This window comes from Poseidonocella sp. HB161398, assembly GCF_005870025.1.
Lineage (GTDB): Bacteria > Pseudomonadota > Alphaproteobacteria > Rhodobacterales > Rhodobacteraceae > Mangrovicoccus.
The window spans coordinates 17,661-35,589 of record NZ_VATA01000021.1 but is presented as its reverse complement, the minus strand read 5'-3'; the positions used below and the strand labels follow the sequence as shown (position 1 = coordinate 35,589).

At 69.9% G+C, this 17,929-nt stretch carries 17 protein-coding genes; 8 read left to right on the top strand and 9 right to left on the bottom strand.

The annotated features are described in order from the left end of the window. Positions 1-90 precede the first annotated feature (90 nt). Positions 91-2,310, top strand: a complete 2,220-nt coding sequence (locus FGX59_RS17385) for a response regulator (protein ID WP_138468410.1) — start codon at positions 91-93, stop codon at positions 2,308-2,310. Here the strand turns inward: FGX59_RS17385 and yaaA are convergent, their stop codons facing one another. The 5 genes from yaaA to FGX59_RS17360 all read right to left on the bottom strand — a co-directional run bounded on the left by yaaA (position 2,311) and on the right by FGX59_RS17360 (position 5,823). Then, positions 2,311-3,093: a peroxide stress protein YaaA gene (yaaA, locus tag FGX59_RS17380; RefSeq protein WP_138468409.1), complete on the bottom strand. Its 783-nt coding sequence runs from the start codon at positions 3,091-3,093 to the stop codon at positions 2,311-2,313. Positions 3,094-3,157: 64 nt separating this feature from the next. Further along, positions 3,158-3,355: a Trm112 family protein gene (locus FGX59_RS17375; RefSeq protein WP_171060688.1), complete on the bottom strand. Its 198-nt coding sequence runs from the start codon at positions 3,353-3,355 to the stop codon at positions 3,158-3,160. Then, positions 3,352-3,999, bottom strand: coding sequence for an LON peptidase substrate-binding domain-containing protein (locus FGX59_RS17370; RefSeq protein WP_138468408.1), 648 nt, complete (start codon positions 3,997-3,999; stop codon positions 3,352-3,354). The genes FGX59_RS17375 and FGX59_RS17370 overlap by 4 nt, the downstream gene beginning before the upstream one ends. A gap of 26 nt (positions 4,000-4,025) precedes the next feature. Further along, on the bottom strand, positions 4,026-4,940 hold the full coding sequence (locus tag FGX59_RS17365; protein WP_138468407.1) for a co-chaperone YbbN: 915 nt from the start codon (positions 4,938-4,940) through the stop codon (positions 4,026-4,028). A 94-nt stretch (positions 4,941-5,034) separates the two neighbouring features. Next, positions 5,035-5,823, bottom strand: a complete 789-nt coding sequence (locus FGX59_RS17360; protein WP_138468406.1) for an exodeoxyribonuclease III — start codon at positions 5,821-5,823, stop codon at positions 5,035-5,037. Between the two features lie 157 nt (positions 5,824-5,980). On the opposite strand from FGX59_RS17360, the gene FGX59_RS17355 reads away from it, so the two are divergent. Continuing rightward, on the top strand, positions 5,981-6,493 hold the full coding sequence (locus tag FGX59_RS17355; protein WP_138468405.1) for a hypothetical protein: 513 nt from the start codon (positions 5,981-5,983) through the stop codon (positions 6,491-6,493). Between the two features lie 2 nt (positions 6,494-6,495). Then, entirely contained in the window at positions 6,496-7,206 is a 711-nt protein-coding gene (locus tag FGX59_RS17350; RefSeq protein WP_138468404.1) for a lysophospholipid acyltransferase family protein, read from the top strand. 678 nt (positions 7,207-7,884) lie between these two features. Here FGX59_RS17350 and FGX59_RS17345 read toward each other — a convergent pair. Further along, a complete protein-coding gene (locus FGX59_RS17345; RefSeq protein ID WP_138468403.1) occupies positions 7,885-10,374 on the bottom strand; it encodes a glycosyltransferase family A protein in 2,490 nt (829 codons plus the stop codon). Between the two features lie 7 nt (positions 10,375-10,381). Continuing rightward, a complete protein-coding gene (locus FGX59_RS17340) occupies positions 10,382-11,260 on the bottom strand; it encodes an HAD family hydrolase (RefSeq protein ID WP_138468402.1) in 879 nt (292 codons plus the stop codon). Positions 11,261-11,493: 233 nt separating this feature from the next. On the opposite strand from FGX59_RS17340, the gene FGX59_RS17335 reads away from it, so the two are divergent. Then, the gene (locus tag FGX59_RS17335) at positions 11,494-12,156 is read left to right on the top strand and encodes an SDR family NAD(P)-dependent oxidoreductase (protein ID WP_370296099.1); all 663 of its coding nucleotides are present in this window, start codon (positions 11,494-11,496) and stop codon (positions 12,154-12,156) included. Here the strand turns inward: FGX59_RS17335 and FGX59_RS17330 are convergent. Beyond that, entirely contained in the window at positions 12,153-12,839 is a 687-nt protein-coding gene (locus tag FGX59_RS17330; protein ID WP_138468401.1) for a TIGR04283 family arsenosugar biosynthesis glycosyltransferase, read from the bottom strand. The two genes, FGX59_RS17335 and FGX59_RS17330, sit on opposite strands and share 4 nt — an antisense overlap. 72 nt (positions 12,840-12,911) lie before the next feature. On the opposite strand from FGX59_RS17330, the gene FGX59_RS17325 reads away from it, so the two are divergent. The 3 genes from FGX59_RS17325 (at position 12,912) to FGX59_RS17315 (ending at position 14,754) form a co-directional block, all read left to right on the top strand. Next, positions 12,912-13,682: a folate-binding protein YgfZ gene (locus FGX59_RS17325; protein ID WP_138468400.1), complete on the top strand. Its 771-nt coding sequence runs from the start codon at positions 12,912-12,914 to the stop codon at positions 13,680-13,682. Then, positions 13,679-14,482, top strand: coding sequence for a fructosamine kinase family protein (locus FGX59_RS17320; protein WP_138468399.1), 804 nt, complete (start codon positions 13,679-13,681; stop codon positions 14,480-14,482). The genes FGX59_RS17325 and FGX59_RS17320 overlap by 4 nt, the downstream gene beginning before the upstream one ends. Before the next feature lie 92 nt (positions 14,483-14,574). Continuing rightward, the gene (locus FGX59_RS17315; RefSeq protein ID WP_138468398.1) at positions 14,575-14,754 is read left to right on the top strand and encodes a hypothetical protein; all 180 of its coding nucleotides are present in this window, start codon (positions 14,575-14,577) and stop codon (positions 14,752-14,754) included. A gap of 138 nt (positions 14,755-14,892) precedes the next feature. On the opposite strand, the gene recQ is transcribed toward FGX59_RS17315, so the two are convergent. Continuing rightward, positions 14,893-16,944: a DNA helicase RecQ gene (gene recQ, locus FGX59_RS17310; RefSeq protein ID WP_138468397.1), complete on the bottom strand. Its 2,052-nt coding sequence runs from the start codon at positions 16,942-16,944 to the stop codon at positions 14,893-14,895. An 82-nt stretch (positions 16,945-17,026) separates the two neighbouring features. On the opposite strand from recQ, the gene FGX59_RS17305 reads away from it, so the two are divergent. Then, positions 17,027-17,905, top strand: a complete 879-nt coding sequence (locus FGX59_RS17305; RefSeq protein ID WP_138468396.1) for a CPBP family intramembrane glutamic endopeptidase — start codon at positions 17,027-17,029, stop codon at positions 17,903-17,905. Positions 17,906-17,929 lie beyond the last annotated feature (24 nt).

The window sequence follows — 17,929 nt, the reverse complement described above, 5'->3', positions numbered from 1 at the left end:
GGGCCGCTCCCCGCCCTGCCCCCGCTGCCGTTCAGCCTCTGTTCATCCCCCGCGATTAAGGATTTCCGCCGGAAGCCCCCGAGGATGCGGATGAAGAAGGCCCCGAATCCCAGCTTGCAGGAAATGCTGGCTACCGAGCGGCGCGCTCGGCTGGCCGCCGAACAGCTGCTCGAGTCGAAGCATGCCGAACTGACCCGCGCCAACCGGCGCCTCGGGATGCATGCCCGCCAGCTGACCGACGAGATCCTGCAGCAGCGCCGCGAAGTGCGCGAGGTCCGCTCGGAGGCGGCGGCGCTGAAGGGCCAGGCCAGCCAGGCACAGAAGGACCTGGAACGCGCCCACCGCCAGGCGACCGTCGCCGAACGGCGGCTCTGGGACGCGCTGGAAACCATCCAGGACGGGTTCGCCGTCTTCAACCGCCGCGACCAGCTGCTGATCGCCAACCGCGCCTACCTGTCGCTTTTCGACGGGCTCGACGGCATCCGCCCGGGCATCACCTATGGCGAGCTATTGCAGCTGCTGGTCGACGAGGGCGTGGTCGATATCGGCGCCGAGACGCCGGGAAGCTGGCTCGACATGATGCTGGAACGCTGGCACGGCGACCGGATCGAGCCGATGGTGCTGCGGCTGTGGAACGACACCTATGTGAAGCTGATGGACCGGCGCGGCCAGGATGGCGACCTGGTCAGCCTGGTGCTCGATATCACCGACACGATCCGCTACGAGCGCGAGATCGAGGATGCCCGCCAGCGCGCCGAGGCCGCGGCGCGGGCCAAGGCCGCCTTCCTGGCCAATATGAGCCACGAGATCCGCACGCCGATGAATGGCGTCGTCGGCATGTCGGACCTGCTGATCGAAAGCGATCTCGACGAGGAGCAGCGGCTCTATGCCGAGACCATCAAGAACTCGGCCGAGGCGCTTCTGGTCATCATCAACGACGTGCTCGACTATTCCAAGATCGAAGCGGAGAAGCTGGTCCTGCACCCCGAGCCCTTCGACCTGGAGCGCGCGATCCACGAGATCCTGGTGCTGCTGCAATCCTCCGCCGGAGAGAAGGGGCTCGACCTGCTGGTCGATTACGACATGTTCCTGCCGACCCGCTTCGTCGCCGATCCCGGCCGGATCCGGCAGATCCTGACCAACCTGATCGGCAATGCCGTCAAGTTCACCGTCACCGGCCATGTGCTGGTCCGCGTCACCGGCTACCATCAGGAGGACGGGCCGTTCTTCAACCTGCATGTCACGGTGGAGGATACCGGCATCGGCATCGCCGCGGACAAGCTGGGGCTGATCTTCGGCGAGTTCAGCCAGGTCGAGGACGAGCGGAACCGCAAGTTCGAGGGCACCGGGCTGGGCCTCGCGATCACCCAGCAGCTGGTCGGCATGATGGGCGGCGAGATCTGGGTCGACTCGGTCCCCGGCGAGGGCAGCTGCTTCGGCTTCCAGCTGACCATCCCCGAGGTCGAGCCGCCGGTGGCAACGGATTTCTCCCTGCCCGGCGGGCTGCACTCGGCGATGGTGGTGGACGACCTGCCGATCAACCGGATGATCCTGGAGAAGCAGCTGACCGCGATGGGGCTGCGGGTCGCGACCTACCGCTCGGCCATGGCCGCGCTGAACGACGATCCCGGCCGCTTCGACCTGGTGCTCTTCGACAATGACATGGCCGAGATGGACGGGCTGGCCTTCGCCGCGCGGCTGCGCGCCAAGGGCGGCGCCAATCCGGTGATCCTGATGACCGCCAATCCCTCGCATCTCGACGCCCACGAGGCCGATCTGCAGGGCATCTTCGCCGTGGTGCAGAAGCCGATGCTGCGGCGCGACCTGCATCTGCGGCTGCACGAGCTCGCCGATGCGATCAGCGCCGCCGCCGCGCGCCCGGCCCCGGCAGCGCGGCCGCGGATGCGCCTCCTGGCCGCCGAGGACAACAAGACCAATCAGCTCGTCTTCTCGAAGATGATCAAGCAGCTCGATCTCGACGTGACCTTCGCCAATGACGGCATCGAGGCGGTGGAGCTCTTCCGCAGCGTCGCGCCGCATCTGGTCTTCATGGACATCTCCATGCCGCAGATGGACGGCAAGGAGGCGACCCGCAGGATCCGCGAGATCGAGGCCAGGGACGGGCTGGAGCGCACGCCGATCTGTGCGCTGACCGCCCATGCGATGGAGGGCGACGACCAGGGCATCCTGGAGGCGGGGCTGGATTTCTACCTGACGAAGCCGCTGCGCCGGCAGGAGATCCTGGACCGCATCCGCGCCCATGTGCCCGAGGGGATCGAGATCGACCGCCCCGAAGAGGCGCCCGGCTGATCAGGCCGCCGCGGCCGCCTCGGCGGCACGCAGGAAGACCGGTCGCTCCGCCGTGCTCTCGCCCGGCTGGAAGCGGTAGCCGCCGGTGTCGAAGGCCGTCAGCCCCTCGAGGCTGTCGATGCGGTTCTCCATGACATAGCGGGCCATCGCGCCACGGGCGCGCTTGGCGTGGAAGCTGATCACCTGCGCCGCGCCGTTCTTCTCCTCGAGGAAGACCGGCGTCACCACCGGAAGCGCCAGCGCCTGCGTGTCGACCGCGCTGAAATACTCGACCGAGGCGCAGTTCACGAGCATCTTCGCGCCTGCCTCCTCGGCATCGGCATTCAGCGCCTCGGCGATCCGCGGACCCCAGTATTCGTAGAGGTTCTTCCCGGCCCTGGTCTTCAGCCGGCTGCCCATTTCCAGCCGGTAGGGCTGGATCAGGTCGAAGGGGCGCAAGAGGCCGTAGAGCCCCGACAGCAGCCGCAGATGGCCGCGCGCCCAGTGCTGCGCATCGGCGTCGAGCGTCTTCGCCTCGAGCCCCTGATAGGTGTCCCCGGCAAAGGCGCGGACCGCCGGGCGGGCATCCTCCGGCGTCTCCGCGCGGTAGCTGCGGAACCGGTCGCGGTTCAGCTTGGCCAGCGGCTCGCTGATCGACATCAGCTTGCGCAGCTCGGCCACCGACAGCTCCGCCGCCACGCCCGCCAGATAGGCCGCATCCTCCAGGAAGCGCGGCTCCGTCACCTCGGCGATGCCCGGATCTGTCCAGTCGAGCTTCTTTGCGGGGGAGACGGTGACGAGCATGGGATTCTCCATATCTTGCGGGACACGTGACTATACCCACATCAGATAGGGTGTCCAGAGCGCGCTAGTCCAGCTCGCGCGCCTCGTCGATCAGCATGATCGGAATGCCGTTGCGGATCGGGAAGGCAAGCCCGGCCGCGCGCGAGATCAGCTCCTGCCGCTCGGCATCGTAGATCAGCGTCGCCTGGGTGCGCGGGCAGACCAGCGCCTCCAGAACCCGCCGGTCAAGCAGCGGCTGCGGATCCTTCGGCGCCTCGCTCACTGCATCAGCTCCTCGCCGCCGCCGCCGCCGCGCAGCGCGAATTCGATCAGCGTCACCAGCGTCTCGCGCCGGGTGGTCAGCGAGGGCGCCTCGAGCAGCGCCTGCTTGTCCTCGGAATCGAACGGGCAGAGCATCGAGAGCGAGTTGATCAGAAGCTCGTTCTCGGCCTCCTTCAGGCTGCCCCAGTCGGTGGAGAGCCCGGCCTGGTCGAAATACCGCCCCAGGAGCGCCAGGAAGCTCGGCCGGTCGAAGCGCAGGTCGGTCTCGGCCGGGCCGAGGTCGCGGTCGAAGCCGCCCCAGCTGACATCCATGCGGCGATAGGCGGTGAAGCCCGAGGCCTCTTTCAGGATGCGGAAGCGCGAGATCCCCGAGAGGGTGATCATGTAGCGCCCGTCCTCGGTCTCGGAGAAGCCGGTGACGCGCCCGGCGCAGCCGATCGCGTGCAGGCTCTTCTCCTTGCCGCCCGGCGCCTCGGCCGGCTGGATCATCCCGATCAGCCGGTGCGACGTCTTGAGAGTGTCGTCGAGCATCGCCAGGTAGCGCGGCTCGAAGATATGCAGCGGAAGCCGCGCCCGGGGCAGCAGCAGCGCCCCGGGCAGCGGGAAGACCGGGATCGTGGACGGCAGGTCAGCAGCTGAAAACATGATCCGATGATAGTCCCGAGCGCGGCTCAGGCAAATATCATCGAGGAAAGTTTCCGCCGGCCGTTCAGCGCGACCGGATCCTGCGGCTTGAGCGCCTCGAAGATGGTGAAGAGCTGCGCCTTGGCGGCGCCGTCATTCCATTCGCGGTCGCGGCGGAAGAGATCCAGGAGCTCGTCCACCGCCCCCTGCACATCGCCCGAGGCATGCAGCGCCGTCGCCAGGTCGAAGCGCGCCTGCAGATCGGACGGATCCGCCTCGACCTGCGCGCGCAGCTCGGCGACGGGACCGGCATCGGCCGCCTGGCGCGCCAGTTCCAGCGCGGCGCGGGCGGTCTCGATCTCGGGCGCCTTCGACAGCTCGGCGGGCACTGCGTCCAGCAGCCCCTGGGCATGGTCGAGCTCGCCCATCGCGACATGGGCCCGCACCAGACCGCCATAGGCCGGCGCATTCGCCGCATCCTCGGCCAGGACGGCGGCGAAGGTCTGCGCGGCATCGACCGCGGCGCCCTCGCCCAGCATTTCCTCGGCGGCGGCCACGGCCTCGCCCAGCCCGCCATCGCCCGTCAGGTCGGTCAGGCGCTTGACGAAGGCCTTGATCTCGGAGCCCGCAACCGCGCCCTGGAAGCCGTCGACCGGCTGGCCCTGGTAGAAGGCGTAGACGGTCGGGATCGATTGCACGCGCAGCTGGCCGGCGATCATCTGGTTCTCGTCGACATTGACCTTGACCATCTTGACCTTGCCGCCGGCCGCGGTGACTTCGGCCTCCAGCATCGGGCCCAGGGTCTTGCACGGACCGCACCAGGGGGCCCAGAAATCGACGATGACCGGGACGTCCTGGCTTGCCTCCACGACATCGGCCATGAAGGTCGCCTCGGACACGTCCTTGATGAGATCGCCCGCAGCAGCGGCAGGCGCGTCGGATTTGGTGCCGAATTCAAGCATTGGTGGTCCCCAGCTTTCGCGTTGTTGGGCACTATATGCGCAGAATGCCGCGCGAGTCCAAGGGGCGGCTCGCGCGGATTTTCGACGCTGCGCCTCAGCCGTCGATGCGCGCGAAGACCGGTGCGTGGTCCGAGGGCTGCTCCCAGCCGCGGGCCTCGCGCAGCACCTCGCTGCCGCCCATCGCGGGCGCCAGGTCGGCCGTCGCCCAGACATGGTCGAGCCTGCGGCCCTTGTCCGCCGCCGACCAGTCGCGGGCGCGGTAGGACCACCAGGAATAGAGCTTGCCCTCGGGGATGTCCTGGCGCGTGACGTCGACCCAGTCCCCGGCCGCCATCAGATCGGCCAGCATCGAGGTCTCCACCGGCGTGTGGCTGACGATCTTCAAGAGCTGCTTGTGGCTCCAGACGTCATCCTCGCGCGGGGCGATGTTCAGATCGCCCACCAGGATGGATTTCTGCGGCTTGTGATCCACGAACCAGGCCGTCAGGTCCGACAGGAAGTCGAGCTTGTGGCCGAATTTCTCGTTCACCTCGCGGTCCGGCACGTCGCCGCCCGCGGGGATGTAGAAATTGTGGATCGTCACGCCGTTCGGCAGCTTCGCCGCCACGTGGCGGGTGTCGCCGCGGTCGAGCACGTCGCGATGCGGCACCGGCTCCAGCGGCAGGCGCGACAGGATGGCGACGCCGTTATAGCCCTTCTCGCCGCGCACCGCGGCATGCGACCAGCCCATTTCGGCGAAGGCCTCGTAGGGGAATTTGTCTTCCGGGCATTTGCATTCCTGCAGGCACAGCACGTCGGGCGCGTGTTCCGACAGCAGGCGCTGCACCAGCCCCTGCCGGAGCCGGACCGAGTTGATGTTCCAGGTGGCGATCTTGATGCTCATGGGTGCACTCCGTGTTGCCTCCTCCCTAGCGGCTCGGCCCGGCGGAAGCCAGCCAATGCCGGCCCTGCGTCACGGAGCCTGCGCCCGGCCAGCTTGCCCCCCGGCGGGGCTTTGGCTAGCTTCCGCCCAACCGACCCCCTGCAGGAGCCAGTCCGTCATGCGCCTTTCCGTCCTTCTCGCCGCCGCCCTCGCCTGTTTCGCCGGGCTGGCCCAAGCCGAGCGCGCACCGAGCGCGGAGGAGCTGAAGAGCCTCCAGAAGGACGCCACCGCCTTCGCCCGCAACACCGAGAAGAACCGCGCCGCCCGGGTGATCGACGCCCTGCCCGAGCGGGTGATCCCCAGCGTCGCGCAGCAGGCGATGACCCCGCCGAAGCTGATCCGCGACACGCTGGTCGAGCAGACCAAGGCCTTCGGCAAGACCTCGCAGCCCAAGGACGTGGCCGCGGATGTCTCGGGCGTGATGCTCGACGATGCCGGCGGGCTGACCTGGGGCGTGGTGCGGCTGACCGGCACCTCGATCTATTCCGGCCAGCGCGTGCGATTCGATACCCGCACCATCGCCATCCTGGAAGACGGCGACTGGCATTTCGCCCGCATCGACACCGACGCCCAGGCGGACCTGATCCGCGCCGCCTATCCCGAGATCACGGAGATCGACCCCGGTCGCTGAGCATGGCCAAGCGCTCCCCCCTGCAGAAGCGCCTGCGCCGCCTGGAGGTCCGCATCCAGCGCAATCCCCGCGTCCAGCGGGCGGTGCGCAACGGCTATGCCCGCTACATCCGCTTCGTCGAGCGCACGACGCGCTGGCAGTATCTCGGGCTCGACGCCTGGGGGCCCGAGGGCAACCGCGATCCGATGATCTTCTGCGCCTGGCACGCGCGGCTGGCCTGCACGCCCTTCGTCGGGCCGCTGATCGGCCGCAAGGCCAAGGTGCTGGTTTCGGACCATGCCGACGGGCAGATCATCGCCGAGCTCCTGCGCGCCGTCGGCTTCGAGCCGATCCTGCTGCAGACCTCGCGCAGCAAGACCGGCTCGCTGCGCGCCGCGCTGCACGAGCTGCGCGCAGGCGGCACGCTGGGCATGACGCCGGACGGTCCGATGGGCCCGCCGGAGCGCTCGAAGCCCGGCGCCATCATCCTCGCGGGGCTCTCGGGCGTGCCGATCGTGCCCCTGGGCTATGCCGCGCGCCCGGCGATCCGGCTGCCGAGCTGGGACCGTTTCGTGCTGCCCCTGCCCTGGGGCCGCGGCGTGATGTCGGCCGGGCCGCCGCTCTCCATCGGCCGGGACGAGCTCGGCGAGGAGGCGGTCGAGGCCGCCTGCCGCAGGCTCGACGCCGCGCTCGATGCCGAGGTGGCGCGCTGCGAGGCGGCGCTGAAGCGCTGAGCGCGGCCGCTCGCCTTGAAGACCTCCAGCTGCGGTCGGCATGGCGCCCGAAGCTGGCCCCTTGTTCTCCTGCGCGGCCGAAGAAACCCGGTCTCGAAGCGCCGTCGGCCGGTACCGGAAATTTCCTCCTCGATCCCAGGGCCCGCGGACATGCCGGCGGGTTCGCCAGCGCAACCGGCTCCCCCTGGGCAGTCCCGGCAGAACGCGATCAGGGCGCACAGCGGCAGCGGGGCGCGCGATCCGGGCATCGCCCGCGCGGCGTCCGCCCGGGCGGGACCAAGGCGTACCCGCAGGCTCGGGCCCGGGCGCGCTGGAGGTGAACCGCAGACGCATTGGCCGCTCCCGCCGGACCGCCCGGACGGCGCTTGGCGATCTGGCGCAGGCCGATGCCGGACACGGCCGGGGCGGCGATGATCGACGGCCCCGCCCCTGTCCGGCTGCGCCGCGCCCGATCCGGCGGAGCCCGTCCGGCTGGTGGATGGCATCCTCGGGCACCCGGGGCGGCGGTGAGGGCTCCTGGAGTAAGAAAAAGGCGCCCCGCCGACAGCCCGTCCCGGGGCGGTCATCGGAGGCTATTGCCCCGCGGCGCGGGCCGGGGGGCCCGGCGCTCGCCCGGCTGACCGGACGGGCGCCGCCAGGCGTCGCGAAGCTGCCGGACGGCGGTCCCGGGCGCGGCGCTCAGCTGCCCGAGCTCGGCCGCCTTTCGCCGTCGGTGATCCCGTGGATCAGGTAGTGATGGTAGGGCTTTAGGTCCTCGAAGCCGTTGAACGGCGTCGCCCAGATATCCGTCCGCCGCTTCAGATAGGTGATGTGGTCGAAATCCGCCGGGCTCGGGATGGCGAAGCAGGCCCCGCGCACGATCTCGGCGCGCACCTCCGGATCGTCGAGCTGGTGCAGCCGCCCGATCAGCGGCTCGATCCGGGCGCGGCGTTCCTCCGGCATGTCCGAGCGCACCGCCGCGAGGAGCGAATTGACCAGATGGTCGCGGTCGCCCTGCAGGAGCACGCCCAGCGGCTCCTCCTCGGCGGCGGCGGCCTCGACCAGGGCGGCGGTCTTCTGCTCCAGCCGGGTCTCGAGCTCGGCGAGCTTGCCGTCGGTCATGTTGAAGCGGTGCTCCATGATCCGCGCCAGATGCGCCTGCGCGAGCACCGTCGAGACGCTCGCCGGCAGGCGGTCGTCGCGGATCAGGTCGTTGACCACCACCGGGAAGTACTCGGCATGGACCGAGCGGCCGCCGATCACGCTGTTCTGGTAGACGCCGGTGACCGAGGCGCCAGTGCCCACGTCGCGATGGTGGTAGTAGGACAGGTACTCGTCGATGAAGCCGATATTGGCCCGCGCCAGGAACTCGATGTTGAAGCGCCAGTCGCCCAGCACCGGCAGCTTCTCGTGATAGCCGCCGATATCGTCGAAGATGCTGCGGCGGTAGACGAAGCTGATCGGCGCGAAGAAGTTGCCGATCGCCATCTGGAACAGGGTGACGTCGTTGACCCAGGGCTGGAACGGCGTCTGGCCGTGCTGGATCACCTCGCCGTCGCGGATCTCCTCGGAGACGCGCCAGGCGCGGGTCAGCACCCCCTGGAAACCCGCCGACTGCGCCGGGCGCGATTCAAGGAAGCCGACGCAGCGCGACAGGAAATCGGGATGCCAGCTGTCGTCGTCGTCATGGATCACCACGAATTCGGTATCGACGGCGCGCACGCCCAGATTCGAGGCCGCCTCCATCCCGACGCTGCGGTCGTTCGAGACCAGCGTGATCCGCCGCCGGTCGATCGGCGCGGCCTCGATGATTTCCTCGACCAGCTCGCGGTTGCCGCCGTCATTGACGATGACCCAGTGGTAGTTGCGGTAGCTCTGGTCGGCGACCGAGCGCATGGCCCGCTCCAGCAGGACCGGGCGGTCCTTGGTGCGGGTGACGATCGCGACCGAGCCCTCCCAGGCGAACTCGCCGCGCGGCTCCTCCGCCTCGGCCCCGCCGCCGGTATAGCCCGAGAAGTAGTTGGCCTGGCTGCCCAGCCCGACCACCCGCGCCTGGAAGTCGCGGGCGACGGAGGCGGGATATTCCAGCGCGATCTGCCCCGGCTGCCACAGCGAGCGCGAGACCCGCATCTCGGGGCTGGTGCCGTCGTCGAGATCGCGGATCACCGGCACGAAGCCCTCGCGGCCGAAATCGGCGCTGCGCGGCTTGCCCTGGAAATCCGCCACCTCGCCCGGCTCGGGGAAGAGGATGATCCGCTCCAGCTCGGCCATCGCGGCGTGCGACTTCTCGTAGATGCGGTCGAGCGGGTCGCTGCGGTGGATCTCGGTATAGTCGAGCACGTCGAGGAAGATCTGGTCGCTGCGCGCGCCCTTGGCGGGATCCTCCCCCATCACCGCGGCCATCTGGCGGGCGGCGATCTCGGCGCAGGGGCCGCCCTCTATCTCCTCGACGCTGGGCGCGAGCGGCTCGTAGAGGCTCTCGATCAGGTGGCGGTGGACGGCCAGAGCGGTCTCGGGATGGCCCTTGCGGTACCCGGTGGCGTCGAACATCACGCTGTAGCGCTCGGCCATCGGCGCGTCGTCCATGACGCCGAAATAGACCCCGGCGAAGCGCTCCTCGGGGAAGGTCGCCTGCAGCATCCGCTGGATCGAGCCCTTCCAGCCGGTATCGACCAGCACGAGCTGCGACTTGTCCCCCTTCAGCGCCTCGATCTGGCGGCACAGGGCGTCGTGGCTCTTCTCGAAATAGTCGCGGAACCAGCGCGAGGCCTCGTCATTGGCGGCCAGCAGCACGCGGAAATTGTCGCCGCGGAACTCGCCGCGCAGCGCCTTGAGCTCCTGCAGGCGCGGGTCGTGGGGCGCGGCGAAGTTTTTCAGGAAGGCGGCGCAGACATCGCCCATCGGCGTCCCGCCGAAGCTTTCCTGCGAGACCCGGAAGGCCAGGTCGAAATCCTTCAGGTAGCCCAGCCCCGCCTTCACGGCGGAGATGCGCGAAATGCCGAAATCGGCGGCCTCATAGGCCAGGTCCGGCCCGGCATAGAGGTCGAGCTGCTGCTTGATGCGCTTGCCGGCGCGGGTGCAGAACAGGACCTTGGCAGGGTCGCGCGCGTCGAGGAAACGCAGCTTGCGGTCAAGCTGGGCGATCCAGTGGAGCAGGATCGGGCCCAGCACGTCGACAGGTTTGGTCATCATTTCCTCACAGGACAGGCGCGCCGATCGGCAGCGGCAGGGGATCTTCCCCGGCCAGGCCGGCCAGCATGCTGCGATGGCTTTCCAGCCGCTTCTGCATCAGCGCCCGCGGCACCGGCAGGTGGATGGCCTCGAGGCCCCGGCGCTTGGCGGCGATGAAGTCGCCCTCCAGCGAGTCGCCCAGATGCAGCATCTTGCCGGGCGCCACCTCCAGCTCGGCGCAGACATGGTCGTAGAGCAGGCCCGAGCGCTTGGAGACCACGGTATCGGCGCTGGAGAAGATCCGCGCCACCTTGCCCGTGCCGATGCCGCAGGCCTCGACCAGCCGCGCGATATCCTCGCCGGGCAGGTACATGTCGGAGATGAAGATCACCGTCTTGCCGCGCGCCACCGCCAGGTCGATCAGGTTCTCGATGAAGGGCGCGCCGCGCAGCTGCGCCGCCTCGATCTCGAATTCCGCCTCGCGCCAGAGCCGCTCGTAGGGATCGCCCGGCAGCGACAGCGACGCCACCAGGTTCTGCACGATCTCGGGAAAGCGGCCCTCGCGGCAGCCCTTGACCGGCGGGCTCATCTGGTAGGCGGTGGAGGCGGAGAGCACCCGCGCCGAAAGGCAGGTGCGCTGGCTCAGCCGCAGCTCCGGATCCTCGCGCCCCGCGCGGCGCACGAATTCCGCGGCGACGTCGCCGAACCGCTCCAGCTCGGAGCGCCCGTCGCGCTGCAGCACGGTGTCGAACACGTCGAAGGAGCAGACATCGACGCGCTCCAGCAGGGTCTCGAACCGCTCGACCAGACGCTCCGTCCGCGGCGATCCGTAGTAGCTGTCATAGTCGGGGGCGTCGTAGATCTCGCGCTCTTCGCGGCCGTAGGTTGCTATCTCCGTCGCCAAATTCTGTCCCCCAGAGGTTCTTGCGAGTAAATCTATAGTTGCACAGCCGGGGCCGTTCAAGGCTTCCCGCCCGCGCCGTCCCGAGTGAAATTGAGCAAAATCATGCACTTGGAAAATAGGACCTTTGGCCACGGGGAAACCTGCATAGGGCGCGCGCGAAAGCCGCGCGGGGCCGCGGGCGCGCGACCTGCCGACCTCTTGCCTTTCTGCGCCGCCGCGGCCTAACTCCCGCCATGATGACCCAGACCGACGCCCTCCCCGCCCTTGTCACCGGTGCCTCCCGCGGGCTCGGTTTCGCCATCGCCCGCGCGCTTGCCGCCAAGGGGCACCATGTCATGGCCGTGGCCCGCACCATCGGCGGGCTCGAGGAGCTCGACGACGCGATCAAGGCCGAAGGCGGCGCGGCGACGCTGGCGCCGATGGACATCACCGAGGACGGCGCGATGCAGCATCTGTGCCGCTCGATCCACGACCGCTGGGGCGGGCTGTCGCTGTGGGTGCATGCCGCCATCCATGCCGCGCCGCTGACGCCGGCGAACATGATCGCCGCCAAGGACTGGGACAAGAGCCTGGCCATCAACGTCGACGCGACGCGGCGGCTGATCGTCTATGTCGCGCCGCTTCTGGGCGAGACCGGCCAGGCGCTGTTCTTCGACGATCCCGGCGTTCAGGGCAAGAAGTTCCACGGCAGCTACGGCGCCACCAAGGCCGGGCAGATCGCGCTGGCGCAGTCCTGGGCGGCGGAAACGGTGCGGACCGGGCCGAAGGTGCAGATCCTGACCCCGCCGCCGATGCCGACCGCGACCCGCGCCCGGTTCTTCCCGACCGAGCGCCCCGACGGGCTGGCGACGATCCACGAGGGCGCCGCCGCGATCCTGGCCGAAGCCGGGCTCTAGCGGCGGCGGTAGCGTTCCGCCAGCCGCTCGGGATCCGCGCCCGCGAGATAGCGCGCCAGTAGGCCCAGGTTCTTCGTCCCGCGGACCGTCCAGCCCTCGGCCTCGTAGCGCGCGGCGCTGGTCTCGGCGAGCCCGTCGAGCGCCCGCAGCCGCCCGCGGAGCCGCCGCGCCATCGCCACGTCCTCCATCAGCGGGATCGCGGGATAGCCGCCCGCCTCGTCATAGAGCCGCCGCGACACGAAGAGCCCCTGGTCGCCATAGGGCAGCCCGAGCACCCGCGAGCGCCAGTTCGCCCAGCCCGCGACCAGCGCCGGCGCAGGCCCGGAGGCACGGAAGCGCAGCGGAAAATACCCCGCCCGGTCCCAGCCGCCCGCCATGTGCGCCTCGAGCCCGCGGCACCAGTCGCCCGACAGTTGGGTGTCCGCATGCAGCACCAGGAGCCAGGGCGCGGCCGCCGCCTGCACGCCCCGTGCCAGCTGCGCGCCCCGTCCCGGCGGGCCCGAAATCACCGTCGCGCCCACCTCATCGGCTATCTCAAGGGTCGAATCCGCCGATCCGCCGTCGGAAAAGACCAATTCCCGGAACAATCCCGCGGTCAGGCCGGGCAGGATCGCGTGCAGCATGCCCGGAAGAGCATCACCAGCATTCAATGTCGGTATCACCACCGTGATCGGCGCCGCCATGGCCTTCCCTTTCCCGAGCGTTTACGTCATCTTTGTCGGGAACGCGCGCCCCTTACCGGGAGACCTAAATTGGTGCCAGACGAAACTCAACGGCCGCGGACGGTGCTGCGCATCGCCGGGCCCGACGGGAGGTCCTTCCTGCAGGGCCTCGTCACCAACGACACGAAGCGGCTCGACGCCGGCGCGGTCTATTCCGCGCTGCTGACGCCGCAGGGCAAGTACATCTCGGATTTCTTCCTGATCCCCGAGGGTCCGGAGGCGATCCTGATGGATCTGCCCGCCGAACATGCCGAAGCCGTGATGAAGAAGCTAGCGCTCTACAAGCTGCGCGCCAAGGTGACGATCGCGGAATCGGGCCTGAGCGTGGAGCGCGGGCTGGGCCCGGTCCCCGCCGATGGCTGGGCCGATCCGCGCCATGCCGACTTGGGCTGGCGGCGCTACGGCACCGATCTGGCCGAGGCGCCGGAAGTGGCCCGTGCGATCGAGGCCAAGCGGGTGGAGCTTGCCGTCCCCGAGGCCGGGGTCGAGCTGATCCCCGGCGACACCTACATCCTCGAGGTCGGGCTCGACCGGCTCAACGGCGTCGATTTCCGCAAGGGCTGCTTCGTCGGCCAGGAGATCGTCGCGCGGATGAAGCACAAGCTGGAGCTGCGCAAGGGGCTGAAGCGGGTCTCGGTCTCCGAACCGGTGCCGGTCGGCACCGAGATCGTCTCGGACGGGGTCGCCGCCGGAACGCTCTACACCCAGGCCGGGGGCGCCGGGCTGGCCTTCCTGCGCTTCGACCGGCTGGGCGACGCGATGACCGCGGGCCCCGCCTCGGTCGCGGTGCTGGAAGAGGCGTGAGCCGCGCCGCCGGGCTGGCCCGCGCCCTGCCCGGCGCCGAGCTCGCCCGGCTGCTGCCGCTTTCGGGCGGCGACCTTTCCGAGATTTCCCGGGCCGATCTGGCCGACGGGCGCAGCGTCGTGCTGAAAACCGGTCCGCTCGCCCGGGCCGAGGCCCGCATGCTCAGTGCCCTGGCCGGGGCCGGCGCCCGGGTGCCGCGGGTCCTCGGCACCGATGACGGCCTGCTGGTGCTGGAGTGGCTGGAGCCCGCCCCGGCCAGCGCCCCCGCCTGGGAAGACTGCGGCGCGATGCTGCGACGGCTGCATGACCGCCACGGCGCGGCCTATGGCTGGGAGGAGGACTTCGCCTTCGGCCCGGTCGCCATCGCCAATGCGCCCCTGCCGGACTGGCCGTCCTTCTGGGCGGAACGGCGGCTGGCCCCCGCCCTGCCGCATCTGCCCGCCCGCCTGGCCCGGCGGGTGGAGGCGCTCTGCACCCGCCTGCCCGAGCGTCTGCCCGCGCGCCCGGCGGCGTCGCTCCTGCATGGCGATCTCTGGTCGGGCAATCTCCATTTCACCGCCCCCGGCGCCGCGCTGATCGACCCGGCCTGCTATCACGGCGATGCCGAGGCGGACCTCGCGATGCTCGCCCTGTTCGGCCGTATCCCCGCCGCCTTCCTCGAGGGCTACGGCCCGCTCGCCCCCGGCTGGGAGACGCGCCGCCCGCTCTACCAGCTCTGGCCCGCCCTGGTGCATGTCCAGCTCTTCGGTGCAGGCTATCTCGGCCTGGCCGGAACCCTGCTGGAGCGCTGCCAAGCTTAACGCGGCATTAGCCCAAACATCAGGACTCATTTGAAAAAATCGCGCGGTTCAGGCTTCTTGCACGCAGAAACCTTCCCCCAGAGGATCCCTGCATGACCAGCCACCGCAACCTGTTCGCGGCGCTTGCCGCCTACCTCTCCGCTTCCGCCAGCATGTCCGTCGCCGCCGAGTTCGTCCCGGCCGATCCCGGCTATTCCGTGCTGCGTCTCGGCCAGCATGACGCGGCGCATCCCGCCGCCTATGCCGCGCTCAGGACCGCCCGCGCCGCGTAGCGCCGCCGGGCCCCGTCACGCGGTGACACCGGCGCCGCGCCCGCCGCACGGACGGGCCCGGCAGCGCCGATCCTGACGGAACCGTCGCAGCGAAGGCGCCCTCCGCCGGGCGCCGCGTCCCTGCAAGAACTCGGCGGGTCAGGCTTCGGCGAGAATGTCGAGGAAGGCGGGGCCGAAACGCTCCGCCCGCCGCTCGTCGAGGATCGCGGCCATCGTGCCCAGATCGCGCGGCCGGATCTCGGCCAGCTTGGCGATCTGCCCCGCCGAGCAGGTCAGCGGCTTCAGCGTGCCGCAATCGCCGCGGCTGAGCTGCGCCTGCGCTGCCAGCAGACGGTCGTAGAGCGAGCCCGACTCGCGCCCCGCCAGCTTGCGCCGCGCCGGATGCAGCCGTTCCGACTCGCCCGCGATCACCTCCAGGAAGGTCTCGCCGAAGCTGGCCAGCTTCTTGGCGCCGACGCCGCCGATCCGCGCCATCTCGTCGAGGCTCTGCGGCCGCCGCTCGGCCATCTCGATCAGCGTGCGGTCGGGGAAGATGACATAGGCCGGCACCTGCTGCGCCTCGGCCAGCGCGCGGCGCTTGGCCTTCAGCGCCGAGAGCAGCGGCGCATCCTCGTCCGAGACCATCGCCTTGACCGCCGGGCGCCGCTCGGTCTTCGACATCACGTCTTTGCGCAGATCGACCTGCACCTCGCCCTTCAGCACCGGCCGCGCGGCATCGGTCATGTAGAGCGCGCCATGGCGTTCGGTATCCGGGCGCAGGAGGTCGCGGCCCATCATCTGCCGGATCAGCCCCTGCCACTGGGTCTTGGAGAATTCGCCGCCGCAGCCGAAGGTCGGCAGCCGGTCATGGCCGCGCTGCCGGACCTTCTCGGTCTCGCTGCCGGTGAGGATGTCGATCAGATGGCCCGCGCCGAAGCTCTCGCCGGTGCGCAGCGCCGCCGAGAGCACCTTCTGCACCGCCACCGTGCCGTCGATCACCTCGGGCGGCGACTGGCAGAGATCGCAATGGCCGCAGGGTTCCGACGCCTCGCCAAAATAGCCCAGCAGCACCTGGCGGCGGCATCCCAGCGCCTCGGCAAGGCCCAGAAGCGCGTTCAGCCGGCCATGGTCGGCATCCTTGCGCTCGGCCGGGGCCGCGCTTTCGTCGATCTGGGCGCGGCGCAGGCGGATGTCGTCCTGGCCGTAGAGCGTCATGGTCTCGGCCGGAGCGCCGTCGCGGCCCGCGCGGCCGATCTCCTGGTAGTAGGCCTCGATCGATTTCGGCAGGTCGGCATGCGCCACCCAGCGGATGTCGGGCTTGTCGACCCCCATGCCGAAGGCGACGGTGGCAACGACGATCAGCCCGTCCTCGCGGCTGAAGCGGGTCTCCACCTCGCGCCGGCCCTCGGGATCCATGCCGCCGTGATAGGAAACCGCCGCATGGCCGTCCTTGCGCAGCGCCTCGGCGATCTGCTCGGTCTTGGCGCGGGTGCCGCAATAGACGATGCCCGACTGGCCGCGGCGGGCGGCGGCGAAGCCCAGGATCTGCTCGCGCGGGCGGTCCTTGGGCTGGAAGGCGAGATGGATGTTCGGCCGGTCGAAGCCGCGCAGGAAGGTTTCCGGCTGCACGCCGTCGAACAGCCGGGTGACGATCTCGGCCTGGGTCTCGGCATCGGCCGTGGCGGTGAAGGCGGCGACCGGCACGCCCAGATCGCCGCGCAGCGCGCCGATCCGCAGGTAGTCGGGGCGGAAGTCATGGCCCCACTGGCTGACGCAATGCGCCTCGTCCACGGCGATGAGCCCGACGCCCAGCCGCTGCATCAGCTGCCGCGTGCCCGAGGCGGCCAGCCGTTCCGGCGCCATGTAGAGAAGCTTCAGCCGGCCCTCGTCGATCGCCCGGAAGACCTCTTCGGTCTCCTCTTCGGTATTGCCCGAGGTCAGCGCCCCGGCCTCCACCCCCACGGCCTTCAGCGCGCGGACCTGGTCGCGCATCAGCGCGATCAGCGGGGAGATGACGACGGTGACGCCCTCGCGGCAGAGCGCCGGAAGCTGGTAGCACAGCGATTTCCCGCCGCCTGTGGGCATGATCGCCAGGGTGTCCCGCCCCTGGATGACAGCGTCGACGATCTCTTCCTGCCCGGGGCGGAAGGCGTCAAAGCCGAAAATCTCCGACAGCAAGCTGCCGGGGGACCGGAATAGCCCGTCAGGCATGGATGGAAAGGCCTGTTCTTGTCTGCTGCTCGTTATGCCATAACTTTGGCACATCAAGCCCGGGTTAACAAGCAAGGGACCGATGCTTCCCCCGTTCGACCGCTATGTCGCGCCGGCCCGCCCAAGAAGCGGGCTCTGGCGCACGATCCTCGGGATCGTGCTGATCCTCGCTCTCGGCCTTGCGTTGCAGGCCGGGGCCATCGCGCTGGGGCTGGGCCTGCATCGCGGCGACCGCGCCGAGACGCTGGCCATGCTCTCCTCGGGCGCCACCCCGGCCTCGGTGCTGGTGCTGCTGGCCAGCTTCCTGCCCTTCGTGGTGGCGGTGGTGCTGGTGACCTGGCTCCTGATGCGCCGCGGCCCCGGGACGCTCTGGGGGCCCGACTGGGTGCCGGATTTCCTGCGCGCCGTCCTGGTGCTCGGCCTGGCGACGGCGGCGCTGCTGTGGTTCGGCCCCGCGGGAAGCGGCCCGGCGCCGGTGCGGCAGGTGCCGCTCGGGCTCTGGCTGGCGCTCCTGCCGCTGGCGCTGCTGCTCGTCGCGGGGCAGACCCTGGCGGAGGAGCTGATGTTCCGCGGCTTCCTGCTGCAGCAGCTCGCCGCGCGCTTCCCGCGCTGGCCGGTCATCTGGTTCTGGCTGCCGCCGGTCGTCTTCGGCGCCGCGCACTGGGCGCCCGGAATGGGGTTCATGTCGCCCCTGGCGATGGGCTACGCGCTGGCCTTCGGGCTGGTGGCGGCCGACCTGACCCGGCGCAGCGGCAATATCGGCACCGCCTGGGGGCTGCATTTCGTCAATAACTGCACCGCCATTCTGGTCTTCTCCAGCCAGGAGCAGCTCTCGGGCCTCGCGCTGTGGCACCTGGCGAACCCGGTGGAGACCCTGTTCGAGCGGCCCTGGCTGGCGCTTCTCGACCTCCTGCCGCTGGCCCTGGCCTGGGCGATCCTCTCCCGCCCGGCCGCACGCTGATTGCATTTCCCCTGCGGCCTGACT